At 65.1% G+C, this 17,286-nt stretch carries 7 protein-coding genes; all 7 read left to right on the forward strand.

What is annotated here, in order from left to right; translation table 11 throughout:
- Positions 1-7: 7 nt before the first annotated feature.
- The 7 genes from ACIPY3_RS05490 (at position 8) to ACIPY3_RS05520 (ending at position 17,271) form a co-directional block, all read left to right on the forward strand.
- Positions 8-871 (forward strand): SDR family oxidoreductase, encoded by an 864-nt coding sequence (locus tag ACIPY3_RS05490; protein WP_400331109.1) that lies wholly within the window; start codon positions 8-10, stop codon positions 869-871.
- A 57-nt stretch (positions 872-928) separates the two neighbouring features.
- Positions 929-1,843, forward strand: coding sequence for a biotin--[acetyl-CoA-carboxylase] ligase (locus ACIPY3_RS05495; protein WP_400331112.1), 915 nt, complete (start codon positions 929-931; stop codon positions 1,841-1,843).
- Positions 1,836-2,429, forward strand: coding sequence for a PH domain-containing protein (locus ACIPY3_RS05500; RefSeq protein WP_400331114.1), 594 nt, complete (start codon positions 1,836-1,838; stop codon positions 2,427-2,429). Before ACIPY3_RS05495 ends, ACIPY3_RS05500 begins: the two co-directional genes overlap by 8 nt.
- On the forward strand, positions 2,419-3,594 hold the full coding sequence (locus tag ACIPY3_RS05505) for an adenylate/guanylate cyclase domain-containing protein (protein WP_400331117.1): 1,176 nt from the start codon (positions 2,419-2,421) through the stop codon (positions 3,592-3,594). The genes ACIPY3_RS05500 and ACIPY3_RS05505 overlap by 11 nt, the downstream gene beginning before the upstream one ends.
- Before the next feature lie 151 nt (positions 3,595-3,745).
- Complete coding sequence (locus ACIPY3_RS05510) at positions 3,746-9,880, forward strand: Ig-like domain-containing protein (RefSeq protein ID WP_400331120.1); 6,135 nt, start codon at positions 3,746-3,748, stop codon at positions 9,878-9,880.
- 178 nt (positions 9,881-10,058) lie between these two features.
- Positions 10,059-16,238: an Ig-like domain-containing protein gene (locus tag ACIPY3_RS05515; protein WP_400331123.1), complete on the forward strand. Its 6,180-nt coding sequence runs from the start codon at positions 10,059-10,061 to the stop codon at positions 16,236-16,238.
- 61 nt (positions 16,239-16,299) lie between these two features.
- Positions 16,300-17,271, forward strand: coding sequence for an AAA family ATPase (locus tag ACIPY3_RS05520; protein WP_400331126.1), 972 nt, complete (start codon positions 16,300-16,302; stop codon positions 17,269-17,271).
- Positions 17,272-17,286 lie beyond the last annotated feature (15 nt).

The following is a 17,286-nucleotide window of genomic DNA, read 5'->3' on the forward strand; positions in this document are numbered from 1 at the left end:
TGTCCCCATGACTCAGAGCAACGTTGCTTCGTCCCCTTACACCGCCCAGGGATCGCTCAAGGGCCGCACCATCATCATGTCCGGCGGGAGCCGCGGCATCGGCCTGGCCATCGCCACACGCGCTGCCCGCGATGGTGCCAACATCGTCCTTCTGGCCAAGACCGGCGAACCGCACCCCAAGCTTGAAGGGACCGTCTTCACCGCGGCCGAACAACTGGTCGCCGCAGGCGGCCAGGCCCTGCCCCTGGTGGGGGACGTCCGCAAGGACGAGGACGTCGCCGCTGCCGTGACTGCCGCCGTCGAACGATTTGGCGGGATCGACGTCGTGATCAACAACGCCTCAGCGATTGACCTGTCCCGCACCGATGCCGTGGACATGAAGCGGTACGACCTCATGCAGGACATCAACGTCCGAGGAACCTTCCTGCTGTCCAAAATGGCGCTGCCTGCGCTGCGTGAATCGGAGCATGGCCACATCCTGACGCTGTCCCCGCCCCTGAACCTCGACCCCAAGTGGGCGGGCATGCACCTGGCGTACACCATGGCCAAGTACGGTATGAGCCTCACCACCCTGGGGCTCGCCGAGGAGTTGAAGGACGACGGCGTGCAGGTCAACTCCCTCTGGCCGTGCACCTTGATCGATACTGCCGCCATCCGGAACATGCCCGGTGGGCAGCAAATGGTGCAGGCTGCCCGGGGGCCGGAAATCATGGCGGACGCCGCCCACGCGATCCTGGCCGGGGCGGGCAACTACGGGACCGGAAACTTCCATACGGACGAAGAAGTCCTGCGTGCGGCTGGTGTGCGCGACTTCTCTCCGTACAGCCTCGGGGCGCCGGAAGACCGGCTGGTTCCGGACATCTTCCTCTAAGCGGATTCACACCTCCGGGGAGCGGTCCGGCGCCCGGTAACTGGATAGGATTCAGCTATGGACGCCGAACAGCCTGAAAGCCGCGAACCGAACGAGCCCCAGCTCCGCGCCGCCTTGGACCGCGAGGCGCTGTTGTCGCCCGATTTCCTTGCAGCGAGTGGCATTTCCCAGCTCAACATCGTGGAATCCACGGGATCAACCAACGCCGACCTGGTGCGCGCCGTGACGGTTGAGCCGAAGAAGTGGGCAGACCTGGCCGTGCTGACGGCCGAGCACCAGACAGCGGCGCGCGGGCGGCTCGACCGGCATTGGGAATCGCCCGAGCGCTCGGCGGTGTCGGTGTCCATGGTGCTCCGTCCGGTGACGGCCGAGGGCATGCCCGTTCCCACGCAGAGCTATTCCTGGCTGTCCCTGCTTGCCGCCGTTGCCTTGCGCGAAGCGCTCCAGCAGACCGCGGGAGTCACGGCGGAGATCAAGTGGCCCAACGACGTCCTGGTCAACGGAAGGAAAATCGCGGGCATCCTGGCGCAAATGACCCCTCTGGGCGACGGCTCGGTCCCGGCCGTGATCCTCGGCGTGGGACTCAACGTCACGCTGTCCGAGGACGAACTGCCCGTCCCCACGGCAACGTCGCTCGCCTTGGAAGGAACCACGACGACGGACCGCACCGCGCTGCTGAAGAGTTACCTTTCGAGTTTCGCCCGTCTCTACCGGAGCTTCTGCAACGCCGAAGGCGACCCCGCGGCCGGACTCGCCGGCGGACCGTCGCTGCACAAGCGGGTCGAATCGGCCATGGTCACGCTGGGCCGCGAAGTCCGGGCGCACCTGCCCGGCGACCATGAGCTGGTGGGCCACGCATCGCGCCTCGACGAGCATGGATCCCTGCTGGTGGTGGACCACGGAGGCCGTGAGCACGTGGTGACGGCCGGAGACGTGGTGCACCTGCGTGCCACAGAAAGCGGTTATGCGTAAGGAACTGCTTCCGGGGGAGCAGGTGCTGACCATCACGCGGCAGCAGCCGCGCGCCCTTTTCTTTCCGGTGCTGGTGCTCATCCTTCTTCCCGCCGTGGCCGGGTATGCGACTGCGTGGATTGCCAAGGGAAATCCGCAGCGCCTGGCACCCTTCATCACCAGCGCATGGACGCCGTGGCTGATGGGTGTTTGCTTGGGTCTCGCTGCCTTCGCGATCCTGGCCTACAGCGTCAAGCGTTTCCTGCGGTGGCGGTCCCTGCGCTACATCCTGACAAGCCGCCGCATCATTGCCAAGCACGGGATGCTGCGGCGAGGGGACTGGCAGGTTCCGTTGATGTCCGTCCGCAATGTAGGCATCCAGCAGAGCCTCCTCCAGCGGACCTTGCACTCGGGGAATATATCCTTGGATACCGGGCACTCCGGAATGACGATCCTCGCGGACGTTCCCGAAGTGGGGAAATTCCGTGGCTTCATCATCGATGCCTTGGAGGATCTGCCGAGGGACGGAGTCCTCGAAGGAGAAGTGCTGCCGGATTTTGAGGAATTGCCGTGGGAAGTGAGAGAAGGTGGAAGAGATGAGCGTTGAGGATCAGCAGTCCGGCGAGGACCTGGACCAGGAGTTCGACGCCGTACCCGAACCTTCAGTGGATGAAGACACGGAACCAGTACCCAGCCAGGCGGTGCCCACCGGGCCGCCGACCGGCGTGATGTCCGCGGAACGGCTCGCCATTAAGTCGCTGGAGGCCCGCCTGCTGGGCGGCGAACGCAAGCTCCGCCGTCGTGAAGTTGCTGCCGGTGCCGGTGTCTCCGTGCTGTCCGCCCGGAAACTGTGGCGCGCTTTGGGTTTCCCCAACTGGGGTGATGAGGACGTGGCCTTCACGGAACGGGACCAGGCCGCGTTGACGACCATCCTTGACCTGGTCCGCGCAGGTCTCCTGACTGAGGAAGCGGCCATCTCCGTGACCAGGTCCATCGGCCAAATGACGGACCGCATGGTGGTGTGGCAGGTCGAAGCCCTGGTGGAGGACATGGTCCAGGAGCAAGGGATCCCGGATGCCGTTGCCCGCAAGCAATTGGTGAACCAACTCCCCGCCTTGGTGGATTCCCTGGAGGAGATCCTGGTCTACTCCTACCGCCGTCAACTCAACGCCGGCGTGCAACGGCTGGCCGTCCGCGCCGAAGCGGGCCTCCAGGCCAGCGAGGAAGGCCGTGAAGGTGACGAAGACGATGCTCCGCTGCCCCTGGCCCGCGCCGTAGGCTTTGCCGACCTGGTGTCCTACACCAGTTTGTCGCGCCGCATGAACGAGAAGACGCTGGCGCAAATGGTGCAGCGCTTCGAAAACAAATGCGCCGAAATCATCTCGGTCGGTGGCGGACGCTTGGTCAAGACCGTGGGCGACGAAGTCCTGTATATCGCTGAAACGCCTGCTGCCGGTGCCGAGATTTCCCTGGCGCTGGCTCATGCGTTCACGGAGGACGAGATTCTTCCGCAGGCCCGCGTCTCCATGGTTTGGGGCCGCATCCTGTCCCGCCTCGGTGACATCTATGGACCCACGGTGAACCTGGCGGCGCGTTTGACCAGCTTGGCCCAGCCGGGAACGGTGCTGGTTGATGCCATGACGGCGGCTGCCTTGGGACAAGACGAGCGCTTTGTGCTGGTCCCGCAGGCTTCGGAAAATGTGCGCGGCTTCGGTGAAATCCACCCCGTGATGCTGGCCCGCGGCCAAGGCAGGGGCCTGGTCCTCGACTAGTCCCCGGCCGGGCTGTCGATCCGCCGTGAACGGGAAGTTGTACCCATCACATCTTCGCTAATCGATGGATTAAACCGGTAGGCTGGGTGACTGTTCGCGTCAAGCCAGCCGCGCGAAGGGTGACGGCTGCCAATTTCACGGGGGATTGTTGATGGCACCGTCCATGAGGCCTGGCCGCCGGGCGCCCGGAAACAGCGCGGCAAAGCAGCGCCGCAACAGGGTCATCGGGGCAGCGTCGCTGGTGGTGGCCGTTGCTGTCGTTGTCACCGGCGCCATTCTCTACCCGGGGTTCAAAACCACCGAAGTGGACCTGAACGACGGCGGCGTGTGGGTGGTCAGCAAGGCCAACAACGCTGCCGGCCGCCTGAACTACCCGTCCAAGTCCCTCGACGGCGCGGTGGTCCCGGCCAGCGACGATTTCGACATCCTGCAGCAAGCGGGCGATATTTTCATCGACGACTCGCGCGGGGCAACCATCAACCCCGTCAGTGCCGCAAACATGCGGCTCGGCGGCGACCAGAAACTTCCGGGCTCCGCGAAGGTGAGCTTCGGCAGCAAGGTCCTGGCTGTCACGGACCCTTCCAAGGGCAAGGTGTGGGCGGTCTCTCCGACATCCGTCAGTGGATTCAGCGACGAATCCAAGCCGCTGATCGAACAATCCGCGGGAATCACCTCCATAGTTGGGGCTGACGACGCCATCCACACCCTGGACCCCAAAACCGGCAAGCTCACCACCACCACAGTGGATGGAGAAGGCAACGCGGTGGACTCCCGGGTCCGGACCGACGACGCCCTCAAAGCTGCCGGTGAGGTCCAGCTGACAGCCGTGGGGGACAAGGCAGTGGTGCTGAACCTGGCCAACGGAAACCTGGTCCTTCCGGGTGGCTCCACTGTTCACCTGGACGATGCCAAGGACGCCAAACTCCAGCAAGCCGGACCCGAAGCGGACGCCGTGGCCATCGCTACCAAGAGTGCGTTGCTCCTGCAGCCCCTGGGCGGTGGGACGGCCAAGACCGTCAAGCCCGATGGCCAGGGCATTCCTGCGGCGCCCGTCCGCATGGGCAGCTGCACCTACGCCGCCTGGTCCGGAGCCAACAAGTACCTTCGCGAGTGCGCCAACCAGGCTGACAGCCACCGCGCCGATGTACCCAAGGCGAGTGCATCGCCGTCGTACGTTTTCCGCGTGAACCGGGACCTGGTGGTCCTCAACGACGTCAACTCCGGCAACGTCTGGATGGTCAACCAGAACATGCAGCTGGTGAACAACTGGCTGGACGTGATTCCGCCCCAGCAGACCTCAGACGATGCAGACAAGGATTCCGCCGATGAGGTCCAGCAGACAGTACTTCCGGACCGCAGCAAGCCCAACACTCCTCCCGTGGCCAAACCGGATGCTTATGGCGTGCGTGCCGGAAAGACCACGTTGCTTCCCGTCCTGGACAACGACGCCGATTCCGACGGCGATGTCCTGACGGTCAGTGCCGGAGAACCGCTCAAGTCCGGCGCGTTGTCCGCGGTCTACGGTGGAACCGGCTTCCAGATCGCGGTCCCGGCCGGAACCACCGGTTCGGAATCGTTCAAGTACACGGTGGACGACGGCCGTGGCGGGACGGCGTCCGCGGAGGTGGACCTGCGGATTGTGCCGCCGGAAGAAAACAACGCTCCGCAGCCCAAACCCAACCGCAACACCACCCTGGTGGTCCAGTCGGGCAAGATCGCCAACCAGTACATCCTGACGGACTGGATGGATCCCGACGGCGACGACCTCTTTGCGGTCTCGGCCTCCAGCAGCGATCCCGCGGACCAGGTCCGGATCAGGCCCGATGGCTTGCTCACGTTCCAGGACTCCGGCGCGGGTCCGGGCCGGAAGACGATCAACGTGACCGTCTCGGACGGATCACTGACCACCGAAGGCCAGATCAGCGTGGACGTCCGCGCTGCCGGGGCACTGCCGCCTATCGCGAACGCGGACCACGTGGTGGCCGTGGCCGGTCAGGACACTGTCATCGCGCCCCTGAAGAACGACACCGATCCGCAGGGCGGCACGTTGCGGCTGGCCCAGGCACAGCCCGACGGCCAGTCCACTGCGGTGGTGGGACCGGACCAGCAGACCTTCACGTTCAATTCCGCCGCAGTGGGCGCACACTACGTCACGTATATGGTCACCAACGGACCGGCGAGCGCCCAGCAACTGGTTCGCGTGGACGTGGTCTCCGGAAACAGCGACGGCGCGCCGGTAGCCGTTCGCGACATCGCCTTGCTGCCCAGCGGCGGGAGTACGGTTGTGGACGTCCTGGGCAATGACTCGGATCCTGCCGGCGGAGTGCTGGTAGTGCAGTCGGTTACGGCGGCCGATGGCCTTCCGGTCAGCGTGGCGGTCCTGGACCATTCGGTGGTGAAGATTACCGACATCCGGGCCGAGGGCCAGTTGTCGCTGAAGTACACGATTTCCAACGGGAAGTCCTCGGCCACCGGGGACATTTCCGTCCAAGTGGTCCCCGCGCCCACCAAGCTGCAGGCTCCGCAGGCCAAGCCGGACGAAGTCACCGTCCGTGCCGGCGACGTGGTGACCATTCCCGTGCTGGAGAACGATACCGACCCCAACGGGGGCGATCTCACCCTGGACCCCGTCCTGGCGCAGCAGCCGGACGAAGCGGATGGGCGCATGTTCGTGGCCGGCAAGACGCTCCGGTTCATCGCCGGCGAAGAGGCCAAGACGGTCTATGCGATCTACAAAGTCAGCAATGCGTCCGGGCAGACGGGTTCCCAGCAGGTGACCATCCGGATCCGCGCCCGCGACGATGCTGCGAACACCCGTCCTGAACCGAAGAACCTGACGGCGCGGGTGGTTGCCGGGATGACCGTGCGGGTTCCCGTTCCGCTGGACGGCATCGATGCCGACGGCGACTCGGTGCAGCTGATCGGGATCGACAAGGCACCCTCCCTTGGCACAGCCATCCTCCGGGACGGGTACCTCGAATACACGGCCGGTGGAAAGTCGGCCGGAACAGACACCTTCAGCTACCGTGTCCGGGACAGGATCGGGGCCGAGAACACCGGCACCGTGATCGTAGGAATCGCCCCCGCGGAAGCGGACAACCAGAAGCCGATCGCCGTGGACGACGTCATCGACGTCCGTCCCGGACGGCGCGTCGCCGTCGATGTGCTCAAGAACGACTCAGACCCCGACGGCGATCCCATCGCCTTGGTGCCCACGTTTGAGGCCAAGCCTGAGCTCCAGGTAGAGGCTGCCGCCGGCAAGGCTGTCCTGACGGCGCCTGGCGTGGCCGGGGTGGAAAGTGTCAGCTACCGGATCCAGGATGACAAGAAAGCCGAAGCCAGCGCCGTGATCCGTGTGCAGACCAGTGCCACTGCACCCCTGCACGCCCCCATTGCCGTGGACGACCACGTGACGCTCGCGGAAACGCTCGGCAAGAGCGCCGTGGATGTGCCGGTGCTGAAGAACGATTCCGATCCCGATGGCGTGGCCGAGGACCTGAAGATTTCCCTTCCGGACGGCAACCCGAACGCGCGGGTGGGAACGTCCGGCAACGTGGTGGTCACGTTGGCTCCCGTGGACCAGTTGATTCCCTACACCGTCACGGACATCGACGGACAGTCCGCGACTGCCGTCATGTGGATTCCCGGCCAGGGGCTTCAGTACCCGACGCTGGCCAAGACGGATGTGGTGGAGGTGACCGCCGGCAAGGAAGTGACGTTGTCCCTGGCGGACTACGTCAAGGTCCGCGAAGGTCGAAGCCCCCGGATCACCGTTGCGGACGCCATCAAAGTCCAGGGCGGCGACCCCCTGAATGTCATTGCCGGAAACGGCACGGCGCTCCGTTACGCAGCGCAGGCAGACTACGTGGGGCCGGACTCCATCACCTTCGAAGTGACCGATGGTTCAGGGCCTGACGACTCTGAGGGCCTGAAATCGACACTGACCATCATCACCAAGGTGCTTCCTGACCCGAACGCCAACCATCCGCCAACATTCAGCGGAGCCTCCATGGACGCGCCCAAGGGCGATACCACCGAACTGGAACTGGGCAATCTTGCCAAAGACGTGGATGAGCAGGACCAGGGCAAGCTCAAGTTCGAGTTCGACGGCCAGCAGCCGGGCGGTTTCGACGCACGCATTGACGGCACTGTCCTGAAAGTCACTCCGGGTGGCTCCCTGAACCCGGGCGCTCGCGGCGTCCTTCCACTGCGCGTCACCGACGGGCGGTCCGAGCCCGTCAAGGCAGCCGTCACTGTCACGGTTGTGTCCTCCAACCGCCCCAAGCCGGTGGCCAATGACGACACCGTGGACAAGGCCGATGCCGGCAAGCCGCAAACGGTCAACGTGCTGGGCAACGACTTCAACCCGTTCAGCGAACCGCTCACGATCGTTTCGGCCGTGACCGAGACGGGTTCAACCGCCGGGCAGCCGTCCATATCCGGGGACTCGATTTCCGTGACCCCGGCTCCCGGGTCCAAGGGCGTGCTGGTGGTCAGGTACACCATCAAGGACAAGACGGACGATCCTGGCCGGCAGGCCGTTGGCCGGGTCCGGATCACCGTCCGGGACAAACCTGACGCGCCATCGGCACCGACGGCAACCGACGTCCGGAGCCGCACTGCCGTGCTCAAGTGGGCGCCGCCGTCGGACAATGGCGCGCCGATTACCAAGTACACCGTCAAGTCGGCAGGCTTCCAGCAGGAATGCCCCACCACCACGTGTACGCTGACCGGGCTGACCAACAACGTCAAGTACGTCTTCACCGTGACCGCCACCAACGACGTGGGGGATTCCCCAGCCTCGGTGGCCTCGAACGAGATCAGGCCCGACGAAAAGCCTTCGCCGCCCGCGCCGCCCACGGTCAAAGCAGGCGACAAGGACCTGGCCATCACCTGGACCCCCGCCAAGACCGAGGGCTCGCCGGTGAAGCACTACAACCTGGAGATCTCGCCGCCCCCTGCCAACGGCATCGCGGTGAAGAACGACGTGACCGGGCTCAGCTACACCTGGCCGGGCCTCACGAACGGCGTGAAGTACAAGGTGCGGGCGCAGGCCGTCAACGACCTCGGACCTTCGGACTGGAGCCTGTATTCCGCCGAAGACCACCCGGCGGGACTGCCCGGCGCACCCGCGGCGCCGACCACCGCCGTCGTGTCTTCCGTTGGCTCCCAAAACCAGCTCCGGGCCAGTTGGACCGAGCCGGACATCAACGGTGACCCGATCAAGAACTACTACGTCACCATGAGCGGTGGCGGTGGGAGCCCGCAAACCCAGACGGTGGCTGGCAGCGTCCGCACCGCGACGTTTACCGCCAACAACTCCGAAACCGGGTACACGTTCACGGTCCAGGCCGAGAACAAGGCCGGGAAGGGCGGGGTCAGTGCCGCATCCGCCCCGCGACGGGCCACCGGCAAGCTGGGAACCGTGGGCAACGTCAGTGCAACCCCGGCAAACACCGGGGGAGCGGGCGGACAAGTGACCATCAACTTCACAGTGCTCAACCAGGCCCAGCGCAACGGCTCGAGCGCCAGCGAGGTCAGCTACACGTACCGTGCCAGCACGGGACAATCCGGACCCATCCAGCCAGGCCAGACCGTGGGTGGCTTCGCCAATGGACAGGCCAGCAACATCACAGTGACGGCGCAGTCGTCGGTGGCGCCGAGTTCGGATGCGAGTGCGCCGGCATCAGCCACTCCGTATGGGGCGCCGGGAACGCCGTCCGCGTCGGGTACGAATGGTGCCATGAATGATCCATCGGTAACCCTCAATTGGTCTTCGCCGTCTTCAGCAAGCAACGATGTCCGGACCACCAAGATCCGCATCAACGGCGGAGGATGGGAAACCGTGGCGGCCTCGGGCAGCAGGACCATCAACACCGGCGGCTATGAACAGACCCGGACCATTGACGTGCAAACGTTCAACTCCCTGGGCCAAGGTGGACCGGTGGCCAGCGCCAGCGCCAAGTCCGGCAAGAAGGGGGAATGGACCACCACCATGAACCCGGGTGCTGTGCAACGCTCGTGCAGCTACACCCTTGGTGGATCGAACTACGATCCGAACAAGTACACCTGTGACGGCAAGGGCGGCAACCAGCCTCCGTGGATGTACACCTCGGACCAAGGGCAAATCGTCGTCCGTTGTTACATCGACCAGACGGACGGCTGGGTAGGAATGCAGCGCTGGTGGCGGATCGAATCCGGTTCCTACCGCAACGTTGGCCGGTACATCATTGCAGGTCACACGTACCTGGGCGATCCAGCAGGCCTCGGAGCGCCCCGATGCTGACGCTGACCCCATGGTTGCAGAGCCAAGCCCCGCCGTTACGTCGGGTACTTGTACCCATCGCGCCGCCTGCTGCGAAGACAGTATGCTGTCAAAGCCAATGGAGAGCCCGGTATCGGGTTCCCATGGATGGCCGTGTGGCGTGTGGGATATTCTTAGGCACTGAAAATTCCGCCGCTGTATGGGGGTACTGCGGAATGTCTGGCTGCCGGCGCCTGCCGGTTGGCCTGGAAGCTGCTTCGCGCAACTTGAACACAAAGGGAATTTTGGGGCTGTGACTTCTTTCTTCGGCAAGGACTGGCTGAAAAAGCGTCGAAACAAGAAACTCGTCTCTGCCACAGCCGTGACCGCGGCCGGGGCAGTGCTTGTGGCGTTCGCCGTGCTGTACCCGGGCTTCAAGACCACCGAGGTGGACCTGAACGACGGCGGCGTGTGGGTGGTGAGCAAGACCAAGAACGCGGTGGGCCGGTTGAACTATCCCAGCCGCGTCCTCGATGGTGCCGTGACGCCTGCGAGCACCACGTTTGACGTCCTGCAGCATGACGGCAACGTCTTCGTGGACGACGAGTCCGGTTCCACCATCAACCAGGTGTCCGCAGCGAACCTGAAGCTCAGTGGCGACAAGCAGCTCCCGTCGTCCTCGCGGGTCAGTTATGGTTCCACCGTCCTCTCGGTGACCGACCCCGCAAAAGGCAAGGTGTGGGCGCTTTCGCCTTCCACCGTCAACGGCTTCGACGAAGAAGGCACCGAGCCGGTCCTCACCGGCTCCCAGGGCATGGTCTCGGCAGTAGGCCAGGACAACCGGATCTACACCGCGGATCCGGGCAAGGGCGAAATCACGGTGACCACCGTTGATGCCAACGGTGAGCGGACCACCTCGGACGTCACCAGAGTGGACGAACTGAAGGGCGCGGGGGACCTGCAACTCACGGTGGTGGGTGACAAACCGGTAGTCCTCGATGCAGCGTCCGGCAACCTCTTCCTGCCCGGCGGGCGGAAACTCAACCTGCAGGACGCCCGCGAAGCCAAGCTCCAGCAGAGCGGCGGGGACAGCGGCTTCGTGGCTATCTCCACGCGGAAGGCGCTGCTGAAGCAACCGCTTGACGGCTCGACGGCGGATACGGTCGCCGCCGGGGGCGAAGGCGTTCCGGCGGCTCCCGTACAGGTGAACAAGTGCGTCCACGCTGCGTGGGCCGGTGCCAACAAGTACGTCCGTGACTGTGAAAACGACGCTGACGACAAGAAGAACGATGTCCCCAAGGCAAGTGCTTCGCCAAGTTACGTTTTCCGCGTCAACCGTGACCTGGTGGTCCTGAACGACGTCAACTCCGGCAGCGTGTGGCTGGTCAACCAGAACATGCAGCTGGTCAACAACTGGGACGACGTTGTCCCGCCGAAGAACCAGTCCAACGACCAGGACGAAGAATCCGCGGACAACAACACCATCAACGTCCTGCCGGACCGCACCAAGCCCAACAGGCCACCGGAAACCAAGCCGGACGAGTTCGGCGTGCGTCCCGGACGGACGTCCATCCTGAGCATCCTGGACAACGACTCGGACCCCGACGGCGACGTTCTCACCGCCGCAGTCGGCGCCAACGGTCCCAAGGCAGGCGCGCTGGAGAGCATCTACGGCGGCTCGGCCTTCCAGATCAAGGTTCCCGCGGAAGCGAAGCCGGGCACGGAGACCTTCGACTACAACGCCTCCGATGGCCGTGGGCTCTCCGCAGGCGGCAAGGTCACCTTGCGTGTGGTTGGACCGGAGGAAAACAAGCCGCCGTTCTTCAAGCGTGCCGAGCCCACCACCATGCTGGTGGAGCAGGGCAAATCGGTCAGCCAGAACATCCTCACCGACTGGATGGACCCCGACGGCGACGACCTGGTGCTGCTCGATGCCAAGGCAGACAATGACCAGGACCAGGTCAAGGTCCGCCGCGACGGCCTGCTCACCTACCAGGACTCAGGCGCGGCGCCGGGCAAGAAGAACGTGACGATTACCGTGTGGGACGGCAGGGCTACCACCACCGGCCGCGTGGTGGTCAACGTGCAGCCACCGGGCGCACTCGCTCCCGTGGTCAATGCCGACCACGTCACTGCAGTGGTGGGCCAGGACCTGGTGATTTCGCCACTCAAGAACGATGTGGATCCCAACGGCGGTGCCTTGCGCGTGGCCCACGTGGAGGCGGCAGGCCAGGCCGAGCTGGGCGCCATCACCGATGGCGGCACCTTTACGTTCAAGAGCAACACTCCCGGTCCGGTGTACCTGACGTACATCGCCAGCAATGGCCCGCAAAGCAGCCAGGGCCTGATCCGCGTGGACGTGGAGTCCGGGAAGGATTCCGGCGCGCCGGTGGCGGTTCACGACGTCGCCCTGCTCCCGGTGGGCGGCAGTGTACTCGTGGATCCGCTCGCCAATGACTCCGATCCATCCGGTGGCGTCCTTGTGCTGCAGTCGGTGACGGTCCCGGACGGGTCCACAGCCTCGGTCAGCGTCATCGACCACAGCGTCCTGCGCGTCACGGATGTGCTGGGTTCCAAGGATCCGTTCGTCTTCAGCTACACCATGTCCAACGGCCGTTCCTCGGCCACCGGAACAGTGGGCGTCGTTCCGGTGCCGGCTCCCGCCGTCGTCGAAGCTCCCCAGCCGAAACCCGACGAGGTCAACGTGCGCGTGAACGACGTCGTCACCATTCCGGTGCTGGACAACGACACCCATCCGCAGGGCGAAGAGCTCAAGGTTGATCCGGTCCTGGCCCAGAACATCGTGGAGGAGGACGGCAAGGCGTTCGTCTCCGAGAACACGTTGCGCTTCATCGCAGGACCCACGCCCAAGACCGTGCGCGCCATCTACAACGCGGTTGACCCACAAGGCCAGAAGAGCGCGGCGGCCGTGACCATCCACATCCTTCCGCTGGAAGGGGCGCAGAACTCGCGCCCGCAACCGCAGAACCTGACGGCCCGCGTGGTGGCCGGAGGAACGGTGCGGATTCCGGTACCGCTGGATGGCATCGATCCTGACGGCGACTCGGTGCAGCTCACCGGCATCGACAGCACCCCCACCATGGGAACCGCGACGGCGGGAAGCAACTTCATCGACTTCGTCGCCGCCGGTGACGGCGCGGGTACCGACTCGTTCCGTTACAAGGTGGTGGACCGCCAGGGCGCGGTCAACACAGGCACAGTGACCGTCGGTGTTGCGCCCCGGGGCGAAAACAACCAAAAGCCCGCCCCCGTGGATGATGAAGTGAAGGTCCGCCCGGGACGCCAGATCGCCGTTGACGCGACAGCCAACGACACCGATCCCGACGGCGACCCCATCCGGATCCTCACGGACAGCATCGAGGCTGACAAGTCCCTCGACGCCCACGTGAGCAAGACCAGTGGGCGCATCCTGGTCACCGCTCCGGCGGTGGAAGGAACAGTGAATGTCCGCTATTCCGTGGCCGATGACCGCGACGCCGTGGGGCAGGCGAGCATCAGGGTGATCGTCAAGAACGACATTCCGCTGCAGGCGCCGATTGCCCGTGACGACCGCGTCACGTCCGCCCAAACCCTGGGCAAGACGGCCGTGGACGTGCCGGTGCTCAAGAACGACGAGGATCCGGACGGCGTGGGGGAGAACCTCAAAGTCAGCACCGACGTTCCCACCGCACGGCCAGGCTCCGAGGGCAACGTGATTGTCGAGCTCACTGAGCAGCCGCAGCTTGTGCCGTACACCGTTGAGGACGTCGACGGCCAGAAGTCCACGGCCATCATTTGGGTCCCCGGCGTTGGACAGCAGGTTCCCACGCTCGCCAAGGACGAGGTCATTGAACTGGTCTCCGGCCAGTCCGTCACGGTAAACCTCGCCGAGTGGGTCAAGGTCCGTGACGGGAAGTCGCCCCGGCTCACCCAGGCCGACCGCATCAAGCTGATCGGCGGGGACGGAAGCGATCCCATCGCCAACAACGGAACGGCCATCAAGTACACGGCTGGTGCCGAGTACGTTGGCCCCGGTTCCATCAGCTTCGAGGTCACCGACGGCAGCGGACCCGACGACCCCAACGGTTTGAAGGCCACGCTGAGTATCCGCACCAAGGTGCTGCCCGATCCGAACAAGAACAACCCGCCGGAACTCCTGGGCAGTGACGTCGAGGTGCCCAAGGGCGATTCGGCGAGCCTGGACCTGGGAAAGCTCACGTCCGATCCGGACACCGATGACGTGCCGAACATGGGCTACGAGCTGGCCGGTTCGGTGCCGGGAGGCTTCCGGGCCAGTGTGGACGGCAAGACCCTCAAGGTCTCCGCCGACGACTCCGTCCAGATCGGTCAAAGCGGCACGGTACAGGTCAAGGCCAAGGACCGCCGGGGGCTGGAGGCGATCGCCAACTACAAGTTGACCCTGACGGCGTCCAACCGTCCCAAGCCGGTGGCCAACGATGACGTGGAACCGGACGCCCAGTCCGGAAAACCCGTCACTGTCAACGTTCTCGCCAACGACTCCAACCCGTTCCCGGACACGGCCTTGAAGATCGTCTCCGCCGTTGTGGAAACCGGCCAAGGCACGGCCGAGCCCGGGGGCGACAGCGTCACCGTGACGCCGGCCGGCGGTTTCACCGGGACCATGGTGGTGGCGTACACCATTTCGGACAAGACCGGCGAGTTGTCGCGCTATGCCACGGCCCGTGTCCGCCTGACGGTGAAGGACAAGCCGGCAGCGCCCACCACCCCGCAGGCCCAAAGCGTGGGCGACCAGACAGCGCTGTTGACGTGGACTGCGCCCGCAGACAGGGGCTCACCCATCACCAAATACACCGTGTACGGCGAGGGTGGCTTCAAGCAGGACTGCCCCGCGAACACCTGTACGCTGACGGGCCTGACCAACAACGTGAAGTACCACTTCGCGGTGACGGCAACCAACGCCATCAACGAGTCCGAAAGGTCGCCGGTCTCGGCCGAGGTCCGGCCGGACGTCAAGCCGGACACCCCGGTGGCGCCGTCGCTGAAGTTTGGCGACAAGCAACTGTCCGTGGCCTGGGTTCCGCCCGCCAGCAAGGGCTCCCCGGTCAAGTCCTACGACCTGGAGATTTCACCGGCACCCGCCGGACAGAACGCGCAGATCCAAAACCTCACCGGTTCCAGTTATGTCTGGAAGGGACTGACCAACGGCGTGGCCTACAAGGTCCGTGTACTGGCGAGGAATGACGCCAAGGAGCCTTCCGAGTGGAGCCCGTACTCTGCTGCCGAGACTCCTGCCGGAATTCCGGCGACGCCGTCCGCGCCCTCAGTCTCGGGGGCTGGATCGGTGGGCACCCAAAGTCAGTTGCGGGTCAGCTGGGCGGCACCGAACAACAACGGTGACCCGGTGTCCGCCTACACCTTGACCACCTACCGCGGCGGCGCCGTCGTGGGTTCCCAATCGGTGGCAGCGACGTCGCAGAACGTGACCGTTGCCAACTCCGAGGCGGACTACACCTTCACGGTCTCGGCAACCAACAAGGCAGGCGTCAGTGGAGTCAGCCAGCAGTCCGCTGCCATCCGCGCCGCGGGCAAGCCGGGGACCGTGGGCAGCGGCTCGGTAGCTGCCACCGGTACAAGCGGGCAGTTGCGCGTGACCTTCACGCCGCTGACGGCTGCCGAACGCAACGGTTCGCAGGACAACGAGATCACCTACCGCTGGCAGACGGCTTCGGGTTCCGGCCCGATCGGCCGCGGCGGTGGGGACATCGGTGGCCAGCCCAACGGCACCAACGTGGTGGTCAACATCATCGCGACGTCGGTCAAGAACAACCAGTCCGGCGACGCCAAGGCGATCGGTACCGGCAACCCGTACGGACCACCGAATGCACCGAACGTCAACGGCGGCAAGTCGGCCAAGGGCGACGGCCAGGTCCACTGGACCTGGAACAACCCGGCCACCAACGGCCGCCCGCTGGACCACTACGAGGTCAGCCTGGACGGCGGCGGCTGGACGGGTGTGGGCAAAGCCAACCGGTTCGATGCCGGAGGCGGAGGCTGGGACAAGCAGCACACCCTGCGGGTGCGTGCCGTGACGGTCGTTGCCGGTCCCGTAGGCAGTGCCAACGCCACCAGCGGCGACGATCCAACGCCTCCGCCTCCACCGCCCACACCATCGCAAATTCTGGTGCACAACAACACGTGCCCCGGAAAGCCGGGCCAAGCGGACACGTACAACCCGAGCGGACCATCGTGCGGTGTTGGCTGGGTGTCCCGTTCCGAGGGCAAGTTGAACGTCAACTGCACGAAGGACATCTACAACAACGGCACCCCCTGGTACCGCGTGACCGAGGGAAGCCACCCAGGCTGGTTCGTGAAGTCCACCACCGTGGACCTCAGTGGACCCAGGCCCGGTGGTTGCTGATGCTGCCCCAGTCCGCCAAACAACTTCATCCGAACACCCACACAATGAACAGGATCAACCGATGACCATGACAAACGAGCAGGCCGCGTGGTTTGCAGAGACGTTCGAGAAGCTCGTTGCCAACGTGGGCCAGGCCGTCCTGGGCAAGGAACACGTCATCCGGCTGACCTTCACGGCGATGCTGGCAGAAGGCCACGTGCTCTTCGAGGATGCCCCGGGAACCGGTAAGACCTCCTTGGCCCGTGCCCTCGCGGCCACCGTCCAGGGCTCGCACAACCGCATCCAGTTCACCCCCGACCTGCTGCCCTCGGACGTCACGGGTGTGACCATCTACGACCAGAAGACCCAGAAGTTCGAGTTCCACAAGGGCCCGGTCTTCAGCAACATCGTCCTGGCCGATGAAATCAACCGTGCTTCGCCGAAGACCCAGTCTGCGCTGCTCGAGGTCATGGAAGAGTCCCGCGTCACCGTGGACGGCACCACGTACGACGCCGGGCGGCCGTTCATGGTCCTGGCGACCCAGAACCCGATCGAGCAGGCAGGCACGTACCGCCTGCCGGAAGCACAGCTGGACCGCTTCCTGATCAAGACCTCCATTGGCTACCCGGACCATGCCTCCACCGTGCGGTTGCTGGGCGGCTCCAACCTCAAGGACCGTTCGCGGGACCTCTCGGCCATCATCACCACCCAGGCCGTTGCGGACATGGCCGACCTCGCGGCCACCACGCACGTGGACACCGCAGTGCTGGAGTACATTTCCCGGCTCTGCGAGGAAACCCGCAACGCTTCGGAGACCCGCCTGGGTGTTTCTGTCCGTGGCGCACTGGCCATGGTCCGCGCGGCCAAGGTCTGGGCTGCCGGCCAGGGACGGAACTTCGTCCTGCCGGACGATATTAAGGAACTGGCCCCCGTGGTGTGGACCCATCGACTGGTGATGGATCCGGAGGCGGAGTTCTCCGGTGCCACCCCCGAGGTGGTCCTCACGCGCGTCCTTGCGGACGTCGCCGCCCCGCAGCAACGCGCCAGCGCCTAAGCCTGCGCCAGTCAC

The sequence above is a fragment of the Paenarthrobacter sp. NPDC089714 genome, from assembly GCF_044748905.1.
GTDB lineage: Bacteria > Actinomycetota > Actinomycetes > Actinomycetales > Micrococcaceae > Arthrobacter.

What these genes read in the sequence shown, in the direction of transcription:
- ACIPY3_RS05490 (WP_400331109.1), top strand. Translation starts at nt 8, where the DNA reads ATGACTCAGAGCAACGTTGCTTCGTCCCCTTACACCGCCCAGGGATCG.
- ACIPY3_RS05495 (WP_400331112.1), top strand. Translation starts at nt 929, where the DNA reads ATGGACGCCGAACAGCCTGAAAGCCGCGAACCGAACGAGCCCCAGCTC.
- ACIPY3_RS05500 (WP_400331114.1), top strand. Translation starts at nt 1,836, where the DNA reads ATGCGTAAGGAACTGCTTCCGGGGGAGCAGGTGCTGACCATCACGCGG.
- ACIPY3_RS05505 (WP_400331117.1), top strand. Translation starts at nt 2,419, where the DNA reads ATGAGCGTTGAGGATCAGCAGTCCGGCGAGGACCTGGACCAGGAGTTC.
- ACIPY3_RS05510 (WP_400331120.1), top strand. Translation starts at nt 3,746, where the DNA reads ATGGCACCGTCCATGAGGCCTGGCCGCCGGGCGCCCGGAAACAGCGCG.
- ACIPY3_RS05515 (WP_400331123.1), top strand. Translation starts at nt 10,059, where the DNA reads ATGGGGGTACTGCGGAATGTCTGGCTGCCGGCGCCTGCCGGTTGGCCT.
- ACIPY3_RS05520 (WP_400331126.1), top strand. Translation starts at nt 16,300, where the DNA reads ATGACCATGACAAACGAGCAGGCCGCGTGGTTTGCAGAGACGTTCGAG.